Annotated in this window: 26 protein-coding genes; all 26 read left to right on the forward strand. The window is 47.0% G+C overall.

Annotated elements, in window-relative coordinates; all coding sequences use genetic code 11:
* Nucleotides 1–10 precede the first annotated feature (10 nt).
* Entirely contained in the window at nucleotides 11–529 is a 519-nt protein-coding gene (gene mreD / locus C558_RS0114635; protein ID WP_018757033.1) for a rod shape-determining protein MreD, read from the forward strand.
* A 61-nt stretch (nucleotides 530–590) separates the two neighbouring features.
* Nucleotides 591–1,256, forward strand: a complete 666-nt coding sequence (minC, locus tag C558_RS0114640) for a septum site-determining protein MinC (protein ID WP_018757034.1) — start codon at nucleotides 591–593, stop codon at nucleotides 1,254–1,256.
* A 5-nt stretch (nucleotides 1,257–1,261) separates the two neighbouring features.
* Nucleotides 1,262–2,056: a septum site-determining protein MinD gene (minD, locus tag C558_RS0114645; RefSeq protein WP_018757035.1), complete on the forward strand. Its 795-nt coding sequence runs from the start codon at nucleotides 1,262–1,264 to the stop codon at nucleotides 2,054–2,056.
* A 5-nt stretch (nucleotides 2,057–2,061) separates the two neighbouring features.
* Nucleotides 2,062–3,210, forward strand: coding sequence for an FtsW/RodA/SpoVE family cell cycle protein (locus C558_RS0114650; protein WP_018757036.1), 1,149 nt, complete (start codon nucleotides 2,062–2,064; stop codon nucleotides 3,208–3,210).
* Nucleotides 3,211–3,457: 247 nt separating this feature from the next.
* A complete protein-coding gene (locus C558_RS31060) occupies nucleotides 3,458–4,360 on the forward strand; it encodes a M23 family metallopeptidase (RefSeq protein ID WP_018757037.1) in 903 nt (300 codons plus the stop codon).
* Nucleotides 4,353–5,207, forward strand: a complete 855-nt coding sequence (locus C558_RS0114660; RefSeq protein ID WP_018757038.1) for a M50 family metallopeptidase — start codon at nucleotides 4,353–4,355, stop codon at nucleotides 5,205–5,207. Before C558_RS31060 ends, C558_RS0114660 begins: the two co-directional genes overlap by 8 nt.
* 34 nt (nucleotides 5,208–5,241) lie before the next feature.
* A complete protein-coding gene (locus tag C558_RS0114665) occupies nucleotides 5,242–6,480 on the forward strand; it encodes an Rne/Rng family ribonuclease (RefSeq protein WP_026263929.1) in 1,239 nt (412 codons plus the stop codon).
* A gap of 199 nt (nucleotides 6,481–6,679) precedes the next feature.
* Nucleotides 6,680–6,991, forward strand: coding sequence for a 50S ribosomal protein L21 (gene rplU / locus C558_RS0114670; RefSeq protein WP_018757040.1), 312 nt, complete (start codon nucleotides 6,680–6,682; stop codon nucleotides 6,989–6,991).
* Nucleotides 6,992–7,002: 11 nt separating this feature from the next.
* Nucleotides 7,003–7,335 (forward strand): ribosomal-processing cysteine protease Prp, encoded by a 333-nt coding sequence (locus C558_RS0114675; protein ID WP_018757041.1) that lies wholly within the window; start codon nucleotides 7,003–7,005, stop codon nucleotides 7,333–7,335.
* A 22-nt stretch (nucleotides 7,336–7,357) separates the two neighbouring features.
* A complete protein-coding gene (rpmA, locus tag C558_RS0114680; protein ID WP_018757042.1) occupies nucleotides 7,358–7,669 on the forward strand; it encodes a 50S ribosomal protein L27 in 312 nt (103 codons plus the stop codon).
* A 180-nt stretch (nucleotides 7,670–7,849) separates the two neighbouring features.
* Nucleotides 7,850–8,575, forward strand: a complete 726-nt coding sequence (locus tag C558_RS32585) for a Spo0B domain-containing protein (protein WP_156826122.1) — start codon at nucleotides 7,850–7,852, stop codon at nucleotides 8,573–8,575.
* A 12-nt stretch (nucleotides 8,576–8,587) separates the two neighbouring features.
* Entirely contained in the window at nucleotides 8,588–9,901 is a 1,314-nt protein-coding gene (gene obgE, locus C558_RS0114690; RefSeq protein WP_018757044.1) for a GTPase ObgE, read from the forward strand.
* Nucleotides 9,902–10,099: 198 nt separating this feature from the next.
* Nucleotides 10,100–10,537 (forward strand): ACT domain-containing protein, encoded by a 438-nt coding sequence (locus C558_RS0114695; RefSeq protein WP_018757045.1) that lies wholly within the window; start codon nucleotides 10,100–10,102, stop codon nucleotides 10,535–10,537.
* Nucleotides 10,538–10,564: 27 nt separating this feature from the next.
* Complete coding sequence (locus tag C558_RS0114700) at nucleotides 10,565–11,851, forward strand: homoserine dehydrogenase (RefSeq protein WP_018757046.1); 1,287 nt, start codon at nucleotides 10,565–10,567, stop codon at nucleotides 11,849–11,851.
* A gap of 36 nt (nucleotides 11,852–11,887) precedes the next feature.
* A complete protein-coding gene (thrB, locus tag C558_RS0114705) occupies nucleotides 11,888–12,850 on the forward strand; it encodes a homoserine kinase (protein ID WP_018757047.1) in 963 nt (320 codons plus the stop codon).
* A 2-nt stretch (nucleotides 12,851–12,852) separates the two neighbouring features.
* Complete coding sequence (pheA, locus tag C558_RS0114710) at nucleotides 12,853–13,734, forward strand: prephenate dehydratase (protein ID WP_018757048.1); 882 nt, start codon at nucleotides 12,853–12,855, stop codon at nucleotides 13,732–13,734.
* A 220-nt stretch (nucleotides 13,735–13,954) separates the two neighbouring features.
* Nucleotides 13,955–15,247 (forward strand): LysM peptidoglycan-binding domain-containing protein, encoded by a 1,293-nt coding sequence (locus C558_RS34470; RefSeq protein WP_018757049.1) that lies wholly within the window; start codon nucleotides 13,955–13,957, stop codon nucleotides 15,245–15,247.
* A gap of 137 nt (nucleotides 15,248–15,384) precedes the next feature.
* Nucleotides 15,385–15,987 (forward strand): BofC C-terminal domain-containing protein, encoded by a 603-nt coding sequence (locus C558_RS0114720; RefSeq protein WP_040675112.1) that lies wholly within the window; start codon nucleotides 15,385–15,387, stop codon nucleotides 15,985–15,987.
* A 110-nt stretch (nucleotides 15,988–16,097) separates the two neighbouring features.
* On the forward strand, nucleotides 16,098–17,240 hold the full coding sequence (locus C558_RS0114725) for a cation:proton antiporter (protein ID WP_018757051.1): 1,143 nt from the start codon (nucleotides 16,098–16,100) through the stop codon (nucleotides 17,238–17,240).
* Between the two features lie 118 nt (nucleotides 17,241–17,358).
* The gene (gene ruvC, locus C558_RS0114730; protein ID WP_018757052.1) at nucleotides 17,359–17,865 is read left to right on the forward strand and encodes a crossover junction endodeoxyribonuclease RuvC; all 507 of its coding nucleotides are present in this window, start codon (nucleotides 17,359–17,361) and stop codon (nucleotides 17,863–17,865) included.
* The gene (gene ruvA / locus C558_RS0114735; protein WP_018757053.1) at nucleotides 17,858–18,481 is read left to right on the forward strand and encodes a Holliday junction branch migration protein RuvA; all 624 of its coding nucleotides are present in this window, start codon (nucleotides 17,858–17,860) and stop codon (nucleotides 18,479–18,481) included. Before ruvC ends, ruvA begins: the two co-directional genes overlap by 8 nt.
* 77 nt (nucleotides 18,482–18,558) lie before the next feature.
* Nucleotides 18,559–19,569 (forward strand): Holliday junction branch migration DNA helicase RuvB, encoded by a 1,011-nt coding sequence (ruvB, locus tag C558_RS0114740; protein ID WP_018757054.1) that lies wholly within the window; start codon nucleotides 18,559–18,561, stop codon nucleotides 19,567–19,569.
* An 18-nt stretch (nucleotides 19,570–19,587) separates the two neighbouring features.
* Nucleotides 19,588–21,717 carry a SpoIID/LytB domain-containing protein gene (locus C558_RS0114745; RefSeq protein WP_018757055.1) on the forward strand — a complete coding sequence of 710 codons (2,130 nt, stop codon included), beginning with the start codon at nucleotides 19,588–19,590 and terminating at the stop codon, nucleotides 21,715–21,717.
* Between the two features lie 10 nt (nucleotides 21,718–21,727).
* Nucleotides 21,728–22,756 (forward strand): tRNA preQ1(34) S-adenosylmethionine ribosyltransferase-isomerase QueA, encoded by a 1,029-nt coding sequence (gene queA, locus C558_RS0114750; protein WP_018757056.1) that lies wholly within the window; start codon nucleotides 21,728–21,730, stop codon nucleotides 22,754–22,756.
* 23 nt (nucleotides 22,757–22,779) lie between these two features.
* Entirely contained in the window at nucleotides 22,780–23,916 is a 1,137-nt protein-coding gene (tgt, locus tag C558_RS0114755) for a tRNA guanosine(34) transglycosylase Tgt (protein ID WP_018757057.1), read from the forward strand.
* Between the two features lie 49 nt (nucleotides 23,917–23,965).
* Entirely contained in the window at nucleotides 23,966–24,271 is a 306-nt protein-coding gene (gene yajC / locus C558_RS0114760; RefSeq protein WP_018757058.1) for a preprotein translocase subunit YajC, read from the forward strand.
* Nucleotides 24,272–24,323: the final 52 nt, after the last annotated feature.

Below are 24,323 nucleotides of genomic sequence, written 5' to 3' on the forward strand. Positions count from 1 at the left end.
AATCGCTCGGATGAATCGTAAATGGATGATTGTCGTTATGATCTTGTTATTAATCATTGAGGGCACGGTGATGCCGTGGATTATTCCAGTGGAATGGAGAATGCGAGTTATCCCTCATTTTGTCTTTATCATTGTATTATTCTATGCGGTGTATACCACGAGATATCAAGCGCTGGTTATCGGGTTAATCTTCGGTCTCCTTCATGATGTGATCCATTATGGGAATATGATAGGTGTGTATTCGTTCAGTATGGGGCTTTGTGGTTATTTAATCGGCAAAGTATTCGGCGAGAAGCGGCTCGGCATCGGATGGATGATCGTGGTTTCGATCCTCGGCAGCTGGATGTTCGACTCGATCATATTCTTGATTTACACGATGTTCAAAGTGAACCATATGTCCTACGATTGGGCGCTAGCTTATCAAATTATTCCTAGCTCCTTCCTGCAGTTATTATTTGCTCTTATTGTATATGTTCCGGTTCGCAAAGTGCTCGACCAAGAATTTCGACCGAAGCTTGAAGAAGATTAAGGCATAAGCAGGAACTTTCTTACCCTAGGACGAATTATTTAGGGAGGAGGGACAGGCAAATATGGGAACGACAAAACAACATCATGTTACAATCAAAGGAATGAAAGACGGCCTTGTGTTCCTGCTGGACGATACATGTGAATTCACAGCACTGATACAAGATTTGCAATATAAATTAGAGCATTCGCATCAGAATATTTTGACAGGACCGATTATGCATGTTGATGTTAAGCTCGGTGCAAGAGCGATATCGGATGCAGAGAAGGAAGAGATTCTGAATATTCTGAAGCAAAAGGGGAATTTGTTGATTCGTTCGATTGAATCGGATGAGACTGAGATCGCATCTGTGAGTGAGAATGATATGAAGATCATGACCGGGGTGGTGCGTTCAGGGCAAGTGCTGCATCACGTCGGCAATCTTCTGTTTCTAGGGGATGTGAATCCAGGGGGAACGGTGAATTGTACCGGGGATATCTATGTGATGGGTTCACTACGGGGAATGGCGCACGCAGGAATTGAGGGAAATGTCGATGCGATTATTGCCGCGTCTTATTTCTCACCGACACAGCTACGGATTGCCGATGTGATCAGCAGACCTCCGGATGAATGGGAAATCAAAGAGTCCAATATGGAATTTGCATACCTTCAAGAAGGCCATATGCAAATTGATAAAATACAGAACATTGCGCGGTTGCGCAAAGATACCCATATATTTAAAGGAGTGTAGTCCGCATGGGAGAGGCTATCGTCGTCACATCAGGAAAAGGCGGAGTTGGCAAGACAACAACATCCGCAAATTTAGGTACTGCTCTCGCATTACTCGGCCGCAAAGTATGTATGGTGGATACAGATATTGGTCTTCGTAATTTGGATGTCGTCATGGGGCTGGAGAATCGGATTATTTATGATCTGTGTGATGTAGCTGATGGTCGTTGCCGTCTGAACCAAGCTCTTGTGAAGGACAAGCGGTTTGAAGAACTTTATTTGCTGCCGGCCGCACAGACGAAAGATAAGAATGCGATATCGCCGGAGCAGGTTAGAGATATTATTTTGGAATTGAAGAAAGAATTTGAATATGTCATTATCGATTGCCCGGCAGGAATAGAGCAAGGCTTCAAGAATGCGATTGCTGGTGCAGATCAGGCGATTGTCGTGACAACACCGGAGAATGCCGCTGTACGTGACGCGGATCGCATTATTGGTTTGCTCGAGAACTCGCATATTGAATCACCGAAGCTAGTCATTAATCGAATACGCCAGAATATGGTAAAATCGGGCGAGATGCTCGATATTGATGAGATTATCCAAGTACTGGCGATTGACTTAATCGGCATTGTACCGGATGATGAGCATGTAATCAAAGCTGCGAATAGCGGGGAGCCTACCGTGATGAACCCGGATTCAAGAGCAGCGATTGCCTATCGGAATATTGCGCGTCGTATTGTTGGGGACACCGTCCCACTTATGCTGCTTGATGGCAAGCCAGGCATGTTCAAGCGCATGAAGAAGTTTTTTGGAATGGGCTGATGTAATTGGTAAATAAATTCAAAAGATTAGACTGGCCGATCATTATTATCTTAGCCATATTTATGGTCATTAGCATATTTGTCATCAAGAGTGCTACGTTCAGCGATCCCAAGTTCGTCGGGTCTCATTTAAAAATGATGTATTTCTATATCGGCGGGTTTGCCATCATGCTGGGGATTTCACTCGTTGATTATCGATTATTGCTAAAAGGCTGGATTTATTTCTACGTTCTCGGGGTTGCGCTTCTTATCGCCGTGTTCTTCCTAGGTGCCAAAATTAACGGTGCTGTCGGCTGGTTTAAGCTGCCGGGCGGGCTGCAGTTCCAACCAGCAGAATTGATGAAGCTTGCGATTATTGTCATGGTTGCATATTTGATGGGCCGAAGATCAGGGGATTCGCTTCGTTTTAGGCGTGATGTCATTCCAATCGGTCTCTTAACCTTAATCCCATTCTTACTCGTATTGATTCAACCGGACTTAGGGAATGCGATTATCTACGTCGTGATCCTGCTCGGGATGTTCTGGATCGGCAATGTTCGCTATACGCATGTTGTCATTGGACTCGGGACTGTGCTCGCTGGTGCATTCCTGTTCGTCTTCTTGTTCAATACCTTTAATCAAGATATTAAGGATTATTTGGAAGCCAAAGACAAAATCCATTGGTACCAGCGGATCAATACATTCATGAATCCAGCTTCCGCGACAGAAGATGAGAAGCATCAATCGAATAATGCGATGATTGCGATTGGATCTGGCGGCCTCACAGGCGAAGGCTATATGCAATCAGAATCGATTAAGAAGAAGTTCGTGCCTTATCCGTATTCGGACTCCATCTTCGTTGTGATCGGGGAAGAGTTTGGTTTCCAAGGGGCTTCGGTGCTGCTCCTGCTCTATTTCTTATTGATTTATAGGATGATCTTGATTGCCTTCCAGTGTTATGACCAGCGAGGAGCTTATATTATCATCGGCATTGTCTCGATGTTCGTGTTCCAGATTTTCGAGAATATCGGAATGATGATTGGGCTTATGCCAATTACTGGGATCACGCTGCCATTTATCAGTTATGGTGGTACCTCGCTGTTGCTCAATATGCTTTGTATTGGAATTGTGCTAAGCGTCAAGATTTACCAAGAAAAATATGCACTTGAAGATTAAGCTGTCGCATCTCGCGATGGCTTTTTTGCATGTTTAAGAGGTTTCGTGGGTCCCCCGCAAAGCAACTTGTGGGGTTATTTTGAAATATAAGTGTTTATAAGTTTCACTAATAAACTGTTCTTATATTTTTCGAAGATACGCTTATCGTCCGTTCAATGACAATAAGCGTATCTTCTTATTCATAATCATCGTGTGCTTGTCATATTTATGATACTAAGACAACCTCTAAGAAGGGGGACTACTATAGATGGAGATAAATGATAATGTTCGAAGACGAAGACAAGCCCGTATGAAGGCATTAACAGATGACAGCTTGCCAGTCACCAAGGCGCAAGAAGCACCGAATCGTATTGTACCTTATGCACCTGCAGATAGGAATCCGACGCCAGTGCCTAATATTTCATCAGATGCGGAAGCAGATCCTGAAATTGCATGGAAGGAACAGAATCGATTGTGGCGCACACAGCTTGCTGGAGAAGCTTCCCAATCGAATGGTTCGAATGGTTCGGATCCACCGGTCAATCGAACATCAAGCGGCTGGTTGCAGTCGTTGCAAATCAAATTCATGCTCTCTGCGTTGATCTTTGCTGCCTTATGGGCGATATTTCAAGTGAATCAGCCGTGGACCGCTAAGGTAAAGGCGTTTGTCGTAAGCGCTATGAACGAGGAGATGAATTTTGGGGCGATTGCCGTCTGGTATGATGAGACGTTCCATGGTGCGCCTTCCTTTATTCCAATCTTCGGTGCAGCTGAGGATCATGCGACCAAAGTGAACACATCGACCGTGCTCTATCCGCCGCTTCATGGGAAGATTGCGAGTCCCTACACGGTAGCTTTGAAAGGTGTTGACATCGAAGCTGCTGCAGCTGAACCCGGGAATCCGATTGTTGTAAAGGCGATGGATGCAGGTCAGGTGATCGAGGTAACTCCGAGTGAGAACAATACGTATCGAATCGTCGTCCAGCATGCGAATGATTTAAGCTCGATATATAGTGGCTTACAGGCTGCAGATGTCAGAGTTAATGATTGGGTTCAAGGGGGTCAACCTTTAGGAACGTTATCCGCTGAAGAGCAGGAGAGCCTTTTATATTTTGCGATTAAAAAAGGTGACCGATTTATTGACCCAACGGATGTGATCTCCTTTGATTAAATGGAGAGGAACCTCATTCTCCGTGCATCCTTTGTTCATCATGATCATGCTCGCCTCACTATTGACAGGCCATGTCATTGAAATGATTACGTTGTTCGGGATTGTCTTGATTCATGAGTTAGGGCATGCAGCGGCGGCGACGATTTTCGGATGGAAGGTACAAGAGATTAAGCTTCTGCCTTTCGGTGGTGTGGCTGTCACGGATGAAGGAGGCTCGGCTCCTTGTCATGAGGAGATTATCGTAGCTCTAGCGGGCCCGGTTCAAAACCTGCTTATGATTGGCGCTGCTTATGGGCTTCATATGTTGGGGTTCTGGAGTGAGGCATGGACAGAGTACTTCGTTCAAGCGAATGTGATGATTGCCTTGTTTAACATGCTGCCTGTGCTTCCTTTGGATGGAGGGCGTATCGTACAAGCGCTATGCAGCCTATTTGTGTCTTATCATCGTACATTGATTTGGTGCGGCCGAATTAGTATGACTTTTAGCCTATTCATGATTGGCTTCGCTCTGATGCCCCTTTATTACCGAGAACCGATTCATTTGAATCTGCTCATTATCGGTATTTTTCTGATCTATGCGAACTGGACAGACTATCGAAATGTGCCTTACCGCTTTGTGCGATTCATGACGAATCGGGATCGATTATCGCTCCTGCGAATGAAACAGGGAACAATTGCATATCCAATTGTCGTCGGATCAGAGCAACCTTTGGGTGGTGTTGTGCGTCTATTTATGAAGAGTAAGTATCATCTGATTTACGTACTGAATGATCGGGGGAAGATTGTCGCTGTATTACCAGAGCAACGGCTTGTTGATTCTTATTTCGCGAATTTCATGGTAAAATAGATGGAAAAATGGGCTAAAGTCAGGGGTGATCCATGTGAAAAGGATCATTGTTCATTGCGAACAAGAGATCACACAAATGGCATTGATGGAACATGGACAACTCGTTGAATTTACAATTGAGAATTCGCAAGGCAGGCAATTGGTGGGGAATTTGTATAAAGGCCGTGTTGTGAACGTGCTTCCGGGTATGCAGGCGGCATTTGTAGATATCGGATTAAAGAAAAATGCATTCTTGTATATTGATGATGTGCTTCATCCGCATTTGGAGAAGCAACCGAAAGTTAAGCCATCCATCTCACAATTGCTGCAGGCCGGCCAGGAGATTGTTGTTCAAGTCATGAAAGAGCCGTTAGGTGGCAAAGGAGCTCGCGTCACGACGCATTATTCGCTGCCAGGCAGATGGCTCGTCTATATGCCGCATGCGGACTATATTGGCGTGTCGAAGAAAATTGAGCTCGAAGTCGAGCGGAATCGTCTGAAGCAGATCGGCGATCAAGCACGACTGCCAGGTGAAGGGCTGATCCTGCGCACCGTCGCAGAAGGAGAAAGCAAGGAAGCGATTCAATCGGATATTCAACTGCTTCGCGCATTGTGGATTCAGATTGAAGAACGTGCGGGGGGAATGTCAGCGCCAGCACAGCTCCATCAGGATTTGAGCATTATTGAGCGGTTGGTTCGGGATATGTTCACACCGCAGACCGAACGGGTCATCATTGATGATCTTGTTCAGAAGGAAGAGATCGCTTCCTTCCTCTCGCGCGTGCTGCCTGACTGGGCGAATCGTGTTGAGATCTATAAAGGCAGTGAGCCGATACTAACGCATTTTGGTGTAAAGGAGCAGCTTGATAGGGCCTTCGAACACAAAGTGTGGCTCCGTAATGGCGGTTATCTGGTCGTTGATTATACCGAAGCGTTGACGGTCATTGACGTTAATACGGGTAAGTATATCGGATCGAATACGCTGGAAGATACCGTCTACGAGACGAATATGCAAGCTGCCGAAGAAATTGCTAGATTGCTTCGACTTCGCGATATTGGTGGAATCATATTGATTGATTTTATTGATATGGATATGGAACGGCATCGGCAAGATATTTGGGACAAGCTTGAGCTGTTGATGCGCAGTGATCGAACCAAGCATTTAATTCTAGGATGGACTAAGCTCGGGCTGCTCGAAATGACCCGCAAAAAAGTTCGCGATCATGCGATGAATCCCTTTACGGAACCTTGTTCGGTTTGTAAGGGGACCGGAAGAATCAACAGTCGCCTATAAAAATATGGTTTTCTGCTAGGGATAACCGTTGATTTATGCTGATGAGTATGGTAATATGCTTAGGTATGTGTTTCGTAAATATTGCGACACATGCTGTAACCGCACTGGACGGGTTCCTAAGTACAGCGCATGAATCTTCGGATGAGTGGCGCAGTCACCCTAAATCGGGCGAGTCTGAGACATGAGGAGGTGCACGAATATGTACGCAATTATCGAAACAGGTGGTAAACAATACAAAGTGCAAGAAGGCGATGTATTGTTCATTGAGAAATTGAATGCCGGTGAAGGCGAGAACGTAACTTTTGACCGCGTGTTGGCAGTATCGAAAGGTGAGGGCTTGGTAACAGGAGCTCCTGTCGTTGCTGGTGCAACTGTAACTGCGAAAGTAGAATCGCACGTTAAAGGTAAAAAGATCACTGTTTTCAAATACAAACCGAAAAAGAACTACCACAAAAAACAAGGTCATCGTCAACCTTACACTAAAGTAACAATCGAAAAAATCCAAGCATAAGAAGGTGCGGTATGATACGCATCAAGATTACGCGAAATCCAAGTGATCGTTCAATTGAGAGTTTCTCAATTAACGGACATGCAAACTATGCGAAACATGGTGAAGATATTGTCTGTGCAGGCGTATCGGCCGTGAGCGTAGGGACGGTGAATTCGATTGAAGCTTTAACAGGCGTTGTGCTCGATAGCAAGATGAAGAACGGATTTCTTAGCGGAAGGGTAACTTCTGTAGATTCTCCGGACACATTTGCGAAGGTACAATTGCTGTTGGAGTCGATGGTGGTCATGTTAAATACGATCGCAGGATCATACGGAACGTATATTGAAATACATGACAAAAAATAACTAAGAATAGGAGGTAGACAACATGTTAAAGTTGAATCTTCAATTGTTCGCATCGAAAAAAGGTGTAGGTTCCACAAAGAACGGACGTGACTCAGAGTCCAAACGTCTTGGTACTAAACGTGCTGACGGTCAATTCGTTACTGGAGGAAGCATCTTGGTTCGCCAACGCGGAACAAAAATTCACCCAGGTAACAACGTTGGTATTGGTAAAGACGATACGCTTTTCGCTAAAGTGGAAGGTGTCGTGAAATTCGAACGTTGGGGTCGCGATCGCAAAAAAGTGAGCGTCTACCCAGTGGACGCAGCTCCAGTAGCAGCAGCACTCGAAGTATAATTCGGTATAAGAGCCCTCGGCGCAAGCCGGGGGCTTTTTTGAAATTCCGGGGCCCTCGCAAAGTACCTGAATCGGCTTCGTAGTTAAAGCCCCACTGTGTGGGGTTTTCTTAGCTGTGATGAACATGCTATACTGTATAAGGTTTCGTTTGACAATTCATGGAAGAGGAATGTGAAGACGGTGAACTATTGGAGAACGATGCGAATGACGGCGATGGTGTCTTTAGTCATCCCTTTATTCATCGTAGTCATAATCCAGCAATGGCTTGTATGGAGTGTCCTATTGTTGATCCTATGGCTGATCATCGCAGGCTTAGTCATGGAATGGTCCGTACGTAAGGAACAAGCGGAAGTCATACGTGCTGAACAAGTGAAATCCATTCGTACGATGAATCATCATCGACATGATTGGATGAACGATTTGCAGATTATTTCAGGATATATCCAGCTGAAGAAGCATGATAAATTAGTTCGAAGCGTGGAAAGAATAAGAGATCGCATGCACGCCGAGAGTAAGGTTGCGAAGCTCGGTATACCCACCTTGGTATTGTTCTTCCAATCTTTCCGTACGACATGCAATGAGATTCAGCTTGAGATAGATATTGTGGACGAGCTCAATTTGGCGGAGATTCCTTTGACCGTACCTCCGGAGACGTTGTCGAGAGTAGTACAAGAAATGGTATGGGCGACGCGTCAATGCGCTGTGCCGACGATTGGGGAGCCGCAAATTTTATATATAATGTTTGAGAAGAATAACAATGAATGTTGCGTCAGTTTCCGATATCATGGTGAGATAAGGCAAGATAGTGACTGGGGCAGCAAAGTGAAATCGGTTATTCAAGGCAGTACGATGCGAGTGGAGCAAGATGAAGCGACCTTGCATTTATTTGTGCCTTGTGAATCCTAATGAGGTGAAACGATGTTTGTAGATAAAGCTAGAATATTGGTTAAGGGCGGCGACGGCGGCGATGGACTCGTCTCTTTTCGTCGGGAGAAGTATGTACCGGAAGGTGGACCTTCGGGTGGTGATGGCGGACGCGGCGGCGATGTCATTTTCCGCGTAGATGAAGGATTACGCACGTTGATGGATTTTCGTTATCAGCGTCATTTCAAGGGAGATCGTGGGATTAAAGGGCGCAACAAGAGTATGCATGGTGCGAATGCAGAGCATACCATCGTTCGAATCCCGCCAGGAACCGTTATTATTGATGAAGATACGGAAGAAGTCATCGGGGACATGACGCGTCACGGACAGCAGGTTGTAGTAGCCCGCGGTGGACGTGGTGGTCGAGGCAACACGCGATTCGCAACGGTGAATAATCCAGCGCCGGAAATTGCGGAGAACGGTGAAGAAGGTCAAGAGCGTTACATCGTACTTGAACTGAAAGTCATGGCGGATGTAGGACTAGTTGGATTCCCAAGTGTAGGGAAATCGACGTTACTCTCAGTTGTGTCGGGTGCAAAGCCAAAAATCGGTGCGTATCATTTCACGACCATTACACCGAACCTCGGCGTTGTTGATGTTGGGGATGGACGCAGCTTCGTCATGGCGGATTTGCCAGGTCTGATCGAAGGTGCGCATGAAGGCGTTGGTCTCGGCCATGAATTCTTGCGTCACGTCGAGCGTACACGTGTTATTATCCATGTTGTCGATATGGCGGGTTCAGAAGGCCGTGATCCATTCGAGGATTGGGTTAAGATTAATGAAGAATTGGACCTCTATAATACGAAGTTATCCGAGCGGCCACAGATTGTAGCTGCGAATAAGATGGATATGCCGGATTCAGCTGACAATCTGGAGGAATTCCGCAAGAAGGTCGCAGAAGTGCGTCCAGATATCGAAATTTTGCCGATTTCATCCCTTACAAGACAAGGTATACAAGACCTCTTGTATCGTGCAGCTACGATTCTGGAAGAGATTCCAGAGGCGGTGCTTGTGGAAGAAGTTGCAGAAGTTGAGGAACGTAAGGTATATCGCTTCGAGAAGACAGAAGAAGCACAGTTTACGATTCGTCGCGAGAACGAGACGTTTGTTGTTGAGAGTGAAGCTGTAGAACGTATGATGAAACGGATGCAGATGAACTCCCACGATGCGATCCTCCGGTTTGCGCGGACACTTCGCAAGATGGGTATTGACGATGAGCTCCGTAAACGCGGTGCGGTTGACGGAACAATCATCCGTATCGGCGATTTCGAGTTCGAGTTTGTTGAAGGAAGCAGTTACTATTATTAATATGAAAGCCTCTTCGGTGTTGGACCGAAGGGGCTTTTTTTCGAGTTCATGAACGATGCGATAGATGTTTGGTTTGGTATTTTTTGTACGAGTCCTCGCATTTTTTTGTATAATGGATTTAACTATTGCTCGGATCACCGATATTCGTTATAATGTCCACTATATACGAACGAAAGTCTTCGATAGGAGGACATTGTAGTGAGCGAACGTTTTTTTTTGGTCCGTGAAGATATATTACCTGATGCACTTGTCAAAACCGTGATGGCCAAACAACGATTGGCCGAGGGATCTGCACATACGGTGAATGAAGCAGCGGAGCAAGTAGGATTAAGCCGCAGTGCTTTTTACAAGTATAAAGACGGGATATTCATGATGAATCAGTTGGATCGCGAACGGATTGTGACGATATCGGTTGATCTCGAGCATCGATCAGGTGTGCTGTCCAAAGTGCTCGGACTTGTGGCAGGATTTGAAGGGAACGTACTGACCATTCACCAGACGATTCCATTGCAAGGGATGGCGAATGTCGTTATCACAGTGGAGACATCTCGAATGGGGGATCACCTGACAGCGCTGCTCGAAGCATTTCGATCGCATGAAGGTGTGAAGCGAGCCACCATCATAGGTCAAGGTTAATCGAACGAATAGACAGGAGGAATAGACATGAAACCGATCAGAGTAGGGCTATTGGGGCTAGGGACTGTTGGAACAGGTGTAGTCCGTATTGTAGAAGGACATCAGAGTGATTTGCAGAGTCAAGTAGGATCCGAGGTTATTATCGAGAAAGTATTGGTGAAGAATGTAGACAAATCTCGCAGCATCTCGGTGCCGCATCATAAAATGACTGATAACGCATGGGACATTATTCGTGACCCCGATATTAATATTATTGTTGAAGTGATGGGCGGCATTGAGACAACGAAAGAATATTTATTAGAGGCACTCGAGCGCGGCAAACATGTTGTAACGGCGAACAAGGACTTAATGGCACTTCATGGACCTGAGATCTTGGCGAAGGCCAAAGAACATCAATGCGATGTCTTCTATGAAGCTAGCGTAGCCGGGGGTATTCCGATTATTCGCACGTTGTCTGAGGGCTTCTCCTCGGATCGAATTCTCAAAATTATGGGGATCGTGAACGGTACGACGAACTTTATCCTCACCAAGATGAGTCAAGAGGGTGCATCTTATGCCGATGTGCTTAAGGAAGCGCAAGAGCTTGGTTATGCCGAAGCGGATCCGACTTCCGATGTTGAAGGTCTAGATGCAGCACGTAAAATGGCGATTTTGGGAACGCTTGGCTTCCGTGCCAATGTGGCACTCGAAGATGTGTCAGTACGCGGAATTTCCAGTGTATCCAAAGAGGACATCCTCTACGCGAAACGCCTTGGTTATGAAGTGAAGCTGCTCGGGATCGCTGAGCGTCAGGATGAGCATATCAGCTTAAGCGTTCAACCAACTATGATTCGCAAATCGCATCCGATCGCTTCGGTGAACGGTGTATTCAATGCAGTCTATGTCCATGGTGAAGCGGTTGGCGAGACGATGTTCTATGGCGCTGGTGCAGGCGAGATGCCAACAGCTACATCCGTCGTTGCGGATTTGGTCGCAGTCATTAAGAACTTGAAGCTCGGTGTGAATGGGCAGCAAGCTATAGTTACGTACAAAGAGAAGAAGCTTAAGACGGATGAGCAAATTGAATACAAGAACTTCATTCTCTTGCATGTTCAAGATAAAGCAGGCGTACTCGCACGTATTACGCAAGTATTTGCAGAATTCGAAGTTAGCTTAGCATCGGTATTGCAGCAGCCAAATCCAGATAATCCGGAAGCAGAAATCATTATCATTACGCATGATGCGAGCAAGGCGAGCATGGATAAAGTCTTGAAGCATTTCGAACAGCTCGATGTGATTCGCAAAATTAAGAGTGTATATCGAGTCGAAGGTTAATTAAGAACTTGCAAGCAAGCTAGAAGGAGAAAGAAAATGAACGCTTACGAACGTGTAATTGTCAAAGTGCCTGCCAGTACAGCGAACTTGGGACCGGGGTTCGATACACTGGGGATGGCGTTACAGCTATATTCCTACATCGAAATGTCTGCAGCGGAAGAGACCTCAATTACTTTATATGGGGAAGAACTCGGCGGGATTCCGACCGACAAACGTAATTTAATCTATAAAGTCGCGCAAATGGTATTCGAAGATGCAGGGGTCTCGGTTCCTGAGCTGCGAATCTCTATGTACAGCGATATTCCACTGACACGTGGACTCGGGAGCAGTGCATCCGCCATTATTGGCGGGATGTTCGCTGCGAATGCGCTGATCGGCTATGCGCTGCCGCAGGAACGAATCTTCACGCTGGCTACAGCGCTGGAGAAGCATCCGGATAATGTTGGGGCATCATTATATGGTGGGATTATTGCCGCGACATGGGATGGAACACAGGCCCATCACATCCGTCTCACGCCGAGTTCTCATCTAACCACGCTTGTTGCAATCCCTCAGTTCCAACTTGCGACAGAGAAAGCACGGAACATTCTCCCGCAGCAGTTCTCGATGGGGGATGCGATCTTTAATGTGAGTCATTCTTCACTGCTTGTCGCAGCGCTCGCAACAGAGAATTTCGGAATGATTCGACATGCGATGCGGGACCGTATCCACCAGCCTTATCGGGCTTCCCTAATCCCGGGTATGAGCGAGATTCTGGACAAGGCAGCCGACTATGGTGCGCTTGGCGTTGCACTTAGTGGTGCTGGACCGACACTTATTGCGCTCGTGGATGAACGCGAGTCACGCGAGGAACAATTAGAGCAATTTTTGATGGATACATTGAACCGTGAACAGATTACCGCTTCGACCCTGTGGTTGAAACCAAGTACTGAAGGTGCTGTTGCACTTCCAGATATCGAGGGCCGAATGTTCATGGACGTTGTTAAAGGAGACATGTAAGGATGGTTCGTATTGCATTGTTACCCCAGGGATCGGTATCCCATGAAGCTGCGGCCTACATTTTTCGGGGAGAGCCCGTGGAAATGGTGCATCACAGATTGATTTCGGATGTATTCATGTCTACAGTTGAAGGCAAGACCGATTATAGTGTGATCCCGATTGAGAATACGATTGAGGGCTCTGTGAGTCTACATATGGACTGGCTCGTGCATGAAGTCGATCTGCCGATTCAAGCCGAATGGGTCTATCCATCGATTCAGAATTTGATCGGAAGACGGGATGAATTGGAACGAAATGCGGATGGATCACTGAACTACAGTCAAATTCGTAAAGTGATGTCGCACCCGGTTGCCATTGCCCAATGCCGTAATTTCCTTCGCGAATATTTACCGCATGCGGAGCTCGAACATCTCAGCAGTACAGCAGAAGCGGTAAAGCAGGTGAAAGAGCATCCGGGCGAAGGAATGGCGGCGATCGGCACAACGCTCGGGGCAGCTAGCCAAGGTCTCGATATTCTGGCTCCGCAGGTAACGGACCATCAGAACAATTTTACTCGTTTCTTGCTTGTCGGTCCGAAGACGGCGCCCATCGCACCTTCAGATCAAGTGAAGACGAGTATTCTGATCACGCCACCGCAAGATTATTCTGGTGCCTTGTATCAGATTTTATCGGCATTTGCTTGGCGCCGAATCAATTTGTCACGGATTGAATCACGGCCGACCAAGAAACAGTTAGGCAATTATTATTTCTATATTGATGTTCTGGCTTCGATGGATTCGGTTCTGCTGCCTGCAGCGATTGCTGAAATTGAGGCGATTGGCTCGCAAGTTCGCGTGCTCGGATGCTACCCAAGTTATGCGTTTGACACGACTTATACGTCATAATCAGACTTCTCAATAACCAAAGGACTCTTATAATTCCTCGAATCTTCGCGAGCGGCGAAGACTCGGGGAATTTTTTTGTGTGAGGGGATGTCAAATGCCCAGATATTGCATAGGATGTATTAATTGGTTCCGGGCTCTTGTACTGTGTTAGGAACTTTGTAGTGAAATGCAGACGGTTGGGGCTCATTCTCCGCTAAAAAAATGTAGGAGGTTCTTACGCGTGAAAATTCACATTGTAAAAAAAGGGGATACGCTCTACACCATAGCAACCAAATATGAAGTACCCCTTCAAAAACTGATTGATGCAAACCCCAATTTGAAGGATCCGAATAAGCTTGAAGTCGGGATGAAAATCAAAATCCCTGTGGAAGCAAAACCGGTGAAACCAGAATATGAAATGATGCATAAACACGATGTGAAGAAAGGCGATACATTGTGGAAGTTAGCAAAAGCATGGGGGATTCCGCTGCAAGATATGCTAATGGCGAATCCGCAATTAAAGGATCCGAATACGTTATCGGTCGGGGAGGTCGTGTACATTCCAAAGGTAACGGGAGGAATGCCGCCACTGGACCCGCACATGATGCCACCGATGGACTCGCACATGATGCCGATGCATGACGGGGGTATGAACGTATCTCCTCCCGTCAATAATGCCTTCCCAGGCGTCTCTCAGGCTATGCATGAGGCTCATCACAAACATCATCACGATGGTATGCATCACCATGGTATGCATCACGATGGTATGCATCATGATGGTATGCATCACCATGGTATGCATCATGACGGTAAGCATATGGGCGGCGAGAATTTACCGCATTACCAGGTGCATCAGATGCATCATCAGCCGGTATATACAATGCCGACGAATAATTGCGGTTGCAATACCTTGTCAACGCATATGCCTTATGACATGCACAAAGGCCACCCAGGGGACGGCATGTCAGAGGACTTATTCGCTCAATTCCAAGTCCCTGCGACAGAAGCGATATCGCTCTATGACTTGCCGCAAGTGCCACAGGTGAGTACATCTGCGAATTGGGGCGGTATGCCGCAAGGTGGGGTCGATGGTTATCCAATGCCATACGGCATGAATCCTTATGGTATGATGGACCCTTACGGAATGCAGATGGACCCTTACGGTATGCAAATGCATCCATACGGTCATCCAGGAGCGGGGTATGGCATGCCAGGAATGCCATTCAATCCTTACGGTATGCCTTACGGAACCGACATGTACGGTTCACAGTTTCAACCACTAAGCTCGATGGATCATATGTCAGGGCATTGCGGATGTCACCCTCGAGAGGATGAGGTTGCGCCTGAGGCAACCTCAGCTGCAGCTCCAGCTCCAGCGAAGACGGAACCTGCGAAGCAGAGCAGTACGAAATCTTCCGAGAGCCGATCCTCGTCCAAAGGGAAGGCACGCACTTCTTCGAAGAAATCGAGCAGCAGCTCACGCCGGCAAGTGAAGCCTAGGAAATCGCGCAGTATGCCTTGGATTAACGGTTAATTCATGCCCATTATGGAGTCACCCTTAGAGTGAATAAGGGTGACTTTTCTATTTTACAACTAGGTGATCGTATAAATCGATGGTTCCATGGCTACACTAGGGGAAAATTAGGATAGAAGGGGATTATCGTGAATTTGATGAATAGTTGGAAACAAATCAAAAAGCGTCTGCGTCGAATCAAACGTCCCTTATTATCGCTCGGTCTGCTCGTATTGCTGATTATGCTGCTTGCTATCGGTTATCATACATCTGCTACGGGATCGTCAGATCCTGTGATCGCGAAACTTCGAGAGGAAGGTCAGGATCGAGAAGTTTATTTGACTCGTACCTATGTATGTGGTCAAGAGCAGTTAAACCTTGGGACGATGAGTGCGAATGCGATTATTGAATTGATGCTGCGTCACCCGGAATGGAGTGGGAAGACGGATGAAGCAGGCAAGATATGGATAACAGAAGAAATTGAGGATTTATCAGCAACATGCAAGAAGAATGGGTACATTAGTGTAGATAAGAATGGGAATTTAACACTCTATGATGGACCTCCAAAAGAAGAAAAAGTTATGAGAACATTTTTTCAGGTCGATATTGATTCCATGGAAAGTTCGCTTCCAAAATCGGTCTTAGACCAACTGCACCAAGGAATTCGCGTAAGCGATGTGGACGAGTACCATAGTGTTCTGTCTACATTTAGTGATTATGCCATGGAGCAATCTGAGAAAGTTATGAAACGAAAATCGTAATTGAACGTATTAGATATGAAGATGGGCGTGAATAACGTCCTTCTTTTTTTTGGAATGATATAAACAAAGCAGCATGTTCAGACAGTTAGATTGTGATGGAGGTTGATCGGATGGATTTGGTAATACAATTGGTAATTATTCTAGTATGTACGAAGCTGGCGGGGGACTTAACTGTGAAGCTGGGCCAGCCTGCCGTGTTGGGGAAATTAATCATAGGTATTATTATTGGGCCTGCACTTCTAGGCTGGATTCAGAACGGGGATTTGATCAAAGAGCTGGCACAGATTGGTGTACTCTTATTGATGTTCATTGCGGGACTTGAGACAGATCTGGTTCAATTGCGTAAAAATTGGAAGTCTGCCTTCGCTGTAGCACTCGGTGGAATTATTTTACCGTTTATCGGAGGGTATAGTGCAAGTTTGTTCTTTGGACTTAGCAATAATTATTCCTTGTTTATGGGGTTATTGCTCTGTGCGACTTCGGTGAGTATTTCTGTACAGACATTGAAAGATATGAATCAATTGAGTACACGTGAAGGGACGACCATTCTCGGCGCGGCCGTTGTTGACGATGTCTTGGTTGTGATATTGCTTGCTTTTATGATGAGTTTGCTCGGCGGTGGTGCCGACGTAAGTCTTGGCATGGTTATCGGGAAAAAAGTTCTGTTCTTCGCCGGCGCTGCTGTGCTTGGAATCTTTGCTGTACCTTGGATTATGAAAATATTCGCGCCGCTTCGCGTAACGGAAGCGCTCATCAGCGGTGCATTGATTATATGCTTTGGATTCTCTTATTTGGCGGAATGGCTTGGTGTTGCTGGAATCATCGGTGCATTTGCTGCAGGGATCGCGATCTCACAGACCCCATATAAGCATGATGTCGAACATCGTTTAGAGCCGATTGCATATGCGATTTTTGTCCCTATTTTCTTCGTCAGTGTTGGGCTGGATGTCAACTTTGATGGTGTCGGCAGTCAACTTTGGTTCATTATCGTCTTTACAATTGTTGCGATTATTACCAAATTGATTGGTTCGGGACTTGGGGCGCGTCTTACAGGATTTGATCTCCGTTCATCGATCGGGATCGGTTCGGGGATGGTCTCGCGCGGTGAAGTGGCGCTCATCATTGCGACGACCGGATTGTCATCAGGCTTACTGGCGCAAGAGTATTTTACACCGCTTGTTATCGTTGTGATTCTGACGACATTGGTAACGCCGCCGATGCTTAAATTGTCGTTCCAGTCGAAGTCGAAATAGAGTTCAGATTGGTACGGTATCCATAAGGTCTAAATATTAAAGTTCTCTTCCTCATCAACATTTGTTATAATGAAGTGGATACATATGTTCGCTTCATTGGATGAGGGAGAGATTTTTTTTGCGTATTTTGGGAATTGACCCGGGGATTGCGATCGTCGGTTTTGGCTTTATTGATAAAGATGGGAGCAAGCTTACCCCTGTTCAGTATGGGTGTATTCAGACAGAGGCGCATACACCTACGGAGGAGCGTCTGCTGCAGGTCTATGAAGCAACATTGCAGTTGATTGATAAATATAAACCAGATGCGATGGCACTGGAGAGGTTGTTCTTCAATCGGAACGTTACGACAGCCTTTACCGTAGGGCAGGCGCGAGGGGTTCAGATTCTTGCTGCTGTGCAGCGCGGGATTCCTGTTGCGGAGTACACACCGCTGCAAGTGAAACAAGCTGTGGTCGGATATGGAAAGGCAGAGAAGAAGCAGGTGCAGGAGATGGTTCGCATGTTCCTCAAGCTGAAGGCCATTCCGAAGCCGGATGATGTGGCGGATGCGCTTGCGGTCGCTGTATGCCACGCCCATTCTAGTACATTAAATAATAAAATAGCCGAGGTATTGCGAAATGATTGATTATTTACATGGCAAAGTTGCTCATTTAGAGACAGAATATATTGTGCTGGATGTACAAGGTGTAGGATATCGGGTGTTCTGCCCGAATCCGTATTTTTTTGCGAAGAGTGATCAATCGGTGACGGTCTATATTCACCATCATGTGCGCGAAGATGCCATTCTATTGTTCGGGTTCAGTTCACGCGAAGAACAGAAGCTCTTCCGTCGTCTGCTGGACGTGTCTGGTATTGGACCGAAGGTAGCCTTAGGCGTGCTCGCTGGCGGACGCCCGGAGACGCTCGTGGCAGCGATTCAGCAAGAGAATTTAGCGTTCCTTACGAAGCTGCCGGGTATTGGCAAGAAGACGGCGCAACGGATGGTATTAGATTTGAAGGACAAGCTGGATCATATCGGACTTGGGCTGGATGTATCGGCAGGCGGTCTTTTGATGGGAACAGCGACCGATACAGCACTTGGCGGCGGCGCATGGCCAGAAGCCAAAGAAGCGCTCAAAGCACTCGGTTACACCGAAGCGGAGCTGGATCGTGTATGGTATACACTGAAGGACAATGCGAGCGACAAGGACGGCGTAGATACGCTCATGAAACGGGCGCTTCAATTGTTGTTCAAGGGCTAATTCGACGTGATATGCAACGTTTCGGATATTGCTGACGTCAGAATAATTAGTGATCGAGGGGAGCGAAAGGAACTGTAATGGATGATCGAATCATATCGGCGAATTTAATGATGGAAGATCAAGCGGTGGAGCTGAGCCTTCGCCCTCGTTATTTATCCGAATATATCGGACAGAACCAAGTGAAAGAGAATTTGAAAGTATTCATTGAAGCCGCGAAGATGCGTAAGGAAGCGCTGGATCATGTGCTGCTGTATGGGCCACCTGGTCTTGGCAAGACGACATTGTCGAACATTATTGCCAATGAGCTGGGCGTCAATCTACGCACAACTTCAGGTCCAGCAATTGAACGCCCTGGCGATCTGGCAGCGCTACTAACGAATTTGCAGGAGAATGACGTGTTGTTCATCGATGAAATCCATCGCCTGCATCGTACGGTCGAAGAAGTCCTCTATCCTGCGATGGAGGATTTCGCGCTTGATATTATGATTGGTAAAGGGCCAAGCGCTCGATCCGTACGGTTAGATCTTCCGCCATTCACGCTGATCGGTGCGACGACGCGTGCGGGGCTATTGTCTGCGCCGCTGCGCGATCGATTCGGCGTTGTGAGCCGGCTCGAATTCTATACGGTCGATGAATTAGCGTTCATCGTCTCGCGTGCTTCCGACATACTCGGCGTTCAGATTATAGGGAATGCAGCGGAAGAGATTGCACTGCGATCGCGGGGGACACCGCGGATTGCGAATCGCTTGCTGAAGCGGGTAAGGGATTTCGCTCAAGTACGGGGAGACGGCATAATTACGGCATCCATCGCGAATGAAGCGCTGCGGATGATTCAAGTCGATGAAGCAGGGCTTGATCAGATCGATCATAAAATGTTGACGGCGATGATTCGTCAATTCCGAGGCGGCCCCGTCGGACTGGATACGATCGCGGCAACCATCGGGGAAGAGAGTCAGACGATTGAGGATGTCTATGAACCGTATCTCATGCAAATCGGGTTCTTGCAACGCTCACCGCGCGGTCGAATGGTTACCGAATTAGGATACAGACATCTTGGCATTCCTATGCCTACAGATCACAACAAGTAAATCGCTGAGGAGGAACTCATGTACTTACTAGGGAGAGGTAGAGCACGTTCTTTAATGGGAAAAGTAGGCTTAGCGGCCATACTCACACTATCTGTTGCTACAACACCAATGATGATGAATTCGATATCTGCAAAGGAAGCTACAGCATCGGAGCAAGCGGATCAGATCCGTGTCGTCATCTTTGCCGATTTAGGCAGTCAGTACAAAGCTATTCAATCAACGGTGACACTCACGTCAGCAAGTGGATTTCAGATCGGCGTTCAAGGCGATCCTTGGCTTAATGCGAGTGCGAATCAATCGGTTAAATTCGGCCTAGATGCGTATGCCGTGAAGGTACTCGAGACGACGGACACACGGGAAGTAAACGGCGTAGTGAATCGACTGCAAGCGATGAAGGAAGCCCCTTCCGTCATGATGGTGCGCCGCCAAGGCGTGGCAACTTATCAAATCGTTCTCGGGGATTATGTCAGTGCTGCTGAAGCGAGCAAGGTTCGTGACCGCGTGACAACTGACGCGAGCTTGGCTGCCTACTATAAGAAAGATAAGCCCGTCATTACGGGGAATCTGCATCTCGGAGCAGGAAGTTATGGGTCGGAACAACAAGCTGCTGCCGTTCAGCAGAAAATACTCGACGCAGGGATGGATGCTTATATCGCCATCACGAAGACCGGAGGAGGCTTGCAGTTCGCGGTATGGGTCGGACAAGCTGCGGATCAAGCCGAATTGAATGCCCTTCGTAATCAAGCAGCACAAAAGCTGCCAGGCATGTCTCTTCAACCTGTAGATGCTTCGCAAATGGGGCTACTTGCACGAGATAACGTAACCGTTGGTTATGCCAATGGCAGCGAGCCAATACCCCAATATTCGATGAGTGGATCTGCAGGAGCCAAATTGTGGATTAACGGCTCGTCTTCGGGAATCAAATTATCGGAACGGAGTAATCGGTCGTATCGAGGGAGCTTCGAGATTAGCGCCTATAATAATCGACTAGCTCTTGTGAATGAATTACCGCTGGAGCAGTATCTATATTCCGTCGTCGCGATGGAAGTCTCGCCCTCCTGGCCGGCGGAATCGCTTAAGGCACAGGCCGTAGCGGCTCGTACGTATGCACTCTTCCAAGGCAACAAATTCAAGATTGGTCAAGTAGTCGATACAACCCTGAGTCAAGCCTATTATGGCATGGACAAGGAGCATCCGAATACGAATGCGGCTGTCGAGGCGACGGCAGGGCTCGTTATGAAGGTTGGCGGCAAACTGATCGAACCGGTCTATTCCTCGAATAGCGGTGGGAAGACAGCAGATAGCTCCGAAATTTGGGGCAATAAGACTTCCTATCTCGTGAGTGTCGACAGTCCTGATGATGTCGCTGAAAAGGGATTGCCTTATTGGTATCGTGTGATGCTAAGTGATAACACGACAGGTTATGTACGAGAAGACCTCGTGAAGGATTCCGGAAGGAAGACGGATGCAGGCTTACCGATTTATACGATTACAACCGATGGGACGAATCTTCGAGATATCCCGCTTATTCAAGCCGATGTGAAACCGGTGGCAATCGTAAATATCGGTACGGAAGTCGTGATCTTGGACAAAACGATTCAATCGAATACGATGCATTGGATTCGAGGTCCATACACGTCGGACGAATTAGTCAAAGCCATGTCGGGTAAATCAAAGACCCCCGTTGGAAGCTCGATTGCACGGCTCGAAGTATCAGGACGTGGTCCATCTGATCGTGTGACCGAGATCAAGGTCAATGGACAAGTATTCGATGTCAAGAATCCGGACACGCTTCGCAGTGCATTGAATGGCTTGCCAAGTACCCGATTTGATATTGAAGAAACGGGCAGTTATACTATATTAGGTGCGAACGGGGCAACTCGGACCTTGGCAAGCAGCAATGGCAAGGTTCAAGCCGTAACGAGCAAAGGCAATGCTGCACTGAATCCAGGATCTAACCTCATTATGGGTGGGCATGGACAAGTTCATGTGATCACAGGAGAAGCATTGTACCGGTTCATCGGTACTGGAAATGGACATGGGGTTGGCATGTCTCAATGGGGCGCGAAAGGCCTCGCAGATCAAGGGTATGATTACCAATCGATATTGCAATACTATTATAAAGATATTAATTTGGTTAAGGAATGAAATAGCGATCATGAATGTGGACTTATATGATTTTCATTTACCAGAGCATTTGATAGCTCAGACACCGCTCTTGGATCGCACAGGATCTAAGCTGCTTACTGTACATAAAGAAACAGGCCATATTGAACATCATGTTTTTTCAGAGCTCATCGATTATTTGGAGCCAGGCGATACCTTGGTTTTAAATGATACACGTGTCATCCCTGCACGAATCTTCGGGGAGAAGCTAGATACAGGTGCAAAGATGGAAGTGCTCCTACTCAAGAACCTTGGAGAAGACCGCTGGGAAGGGCTAGTCAAGCCGGCGAAACGAGCTAAGATTGGTACCGTCATTCAGTTCAGCGATGAGTTATCAGCAACCGTTGAGACTGAGGGCGAGATGGGCGCGCGCGTGATGCGTTTTCATTACAACGGCATCTTTAATGAAATATTGGATCGATTGGGTCAAATGCCATTGCCGCCATATATTAAGGAGCAGTTGGATGACCGCGAGCGTTATCAGACAGTATATGCGAAGCACGAGGGTTCTGCGGCAGCGCCAACAGCAGGTTTGCATTTTACCGAGGAGCTGCTGGGGCGAATTGAGGCCAAAGGAATTCAGATCGCTTATATTACCCTCCATGTCGGTCTAGGAACTTTCCGTCCGATGTCTGCGGAGCGGGTCGAAGATCATGTTATGCATGAGGAATTCTATTCGATAAGCCCGGAGACGGCTGCGCTCATACAAGCTGCGCGGGATCGTGGGGGACGCATCGTTGCTGTAGGAACAACGTCAGCACGAACATTAGAGACGATTGGTACACGATTTGGTGATCAGCCAATTGAAGCTTGCAGCGGGTGGACGTCGATCTTTATTTATCCAGGATATACGTTCAAACTCGTGAATGCGCTCATGACGAATTTTCATCTACCCAAATCTACACTTGTCATGCTCGTGAGTGCATTAGCAGGACGAGAAACGATATTAAGAGCATACCAAGAAGCCATTGAACATGAATACCGGTTCTTTAGCTTTGGTGATGCAATGTTTATCTACTAGACGGTACAAGAGGAAGCGATAAAATGGCAGCTATTACTTACGAACATATTAAGACTTGTAAACAATCAGGCGCACGTCTCGGCCGTGTACACACGCCTCACGGGGTCATTGAGACACCAACCTTCATGCCTGTAGGTACGCAGGCTTCCGTGAAGACGATGAGCCCTGAAGAACTGAAGCAAATGGATGCTCACATTATTCTGAGCAACACGTATCACCTATTCTTACGTCCAGGTCACGACATCGTTCGTGAAGCAGGCGGTCTGCATAAGTTTATGAATTGGGATCGTCCGATTCTCACAGACAGCGGCGGATTTCAAGTGTTCAGCTTGGCAGAAATGCGGAAGATTACCGAAGAAGGCGTACACTTCCGTTCCCACTTGAGCGGGGATAAGCTGTTCTTATCACCGGAAGTTGCCATGGAGATTCAGAATGCTCTGGGTTCGGATATTATGATGGCATTCGATGAATGTGCTCCATTCCCGGCGGAACATTCCTATGTGAAGAATTCCTTAGAGCGCACGACACGTTGGGCGGAGCGTTGCCTGAAGAGTCATGCACGTCCGCAAGATCAAGGGTTGTTCGCTATTGTGCAGGGTGGTATGTTCGAGGATCTGCGCAGACAGAGCGCGGCTGATTTGACTTCGATGGATTTCCCGGGTTATGCTATTGGTGGATTGAGCGTCGGAGAACCGAAGCATTTGATGTATGAAGTGCTCGATTATACGACACCATTACTTCCTGTGAACAAACCACGTTATTTGATGGGGGTTGGATCACCGGATGCGCTGATCGAAGGTTCCATTCGCGGTGTCGATATGTTCGACTGCGTGCTGCCAACTCGGATTGCACGGAATGGAACGACAATGACAAGCCAAGGTCGACTTGTCGTACGTAATGCGAAGTTTGCTCGCGATTTTGGTCCGCTTGACCCGAATTGTGATTGCTATACGTGTAAGAATTACTCACGTGCTTACTTGAGACATCTGATCAAGGCAGATGAAACATTTGGTCTACGCTTGACAACGTATCATAATCTTCATTTCCTTATCAATTTGATGCGAAATGTGAGACAAGCGATTAGAGATGATCGGTTACTTGATTTCAGAGATGAATTCTTTGAACAATACGGCATGCATGAGAATGAAAGCGGGTTCTAAGAATCCGCTTGTGATATATCAGTGATAGCCTTTGAAAGGGGGGATAACGATGCCATTAGCAGAAGCAGCTCCAGCAGCTGGCGGTAGTATTTGGGGAATGATCTTACCATTCGTATTGATGTTCGCTGTGTTCTATTTCTTATTGATTCGTCCACAGCAGAAGAAACAAAAGACGCGTAATTCGATGCTTAGCGCAGTGAAAAAAGGCGATAAAATCGTAACAATCGGCGGTCTGCACGGAACAATTCATGAAATTACGGAAGATGTTGTTGTTCTACTTGTGAATGACGCGACGAAGCTTACTTTCGATCGCAGCGCGATTAGTACAATCACTAAAACTACCGACGCATCCTAGTACATAGGCATGACACACAAAGAGCTCTCTTCTTAGGAAGAGAGCTCTTTGT

The organism is Paenibacillus terrigena DSM 21567 (assembly GCF_000374845.1).
Taxonomy (GTDB): domain Bacteria; phylum Bacillota; class Bacilli; order Paenibacillales; family Paenibacillaceae; genus Paenibacillus_K; species Paenibacillus_K terrigena.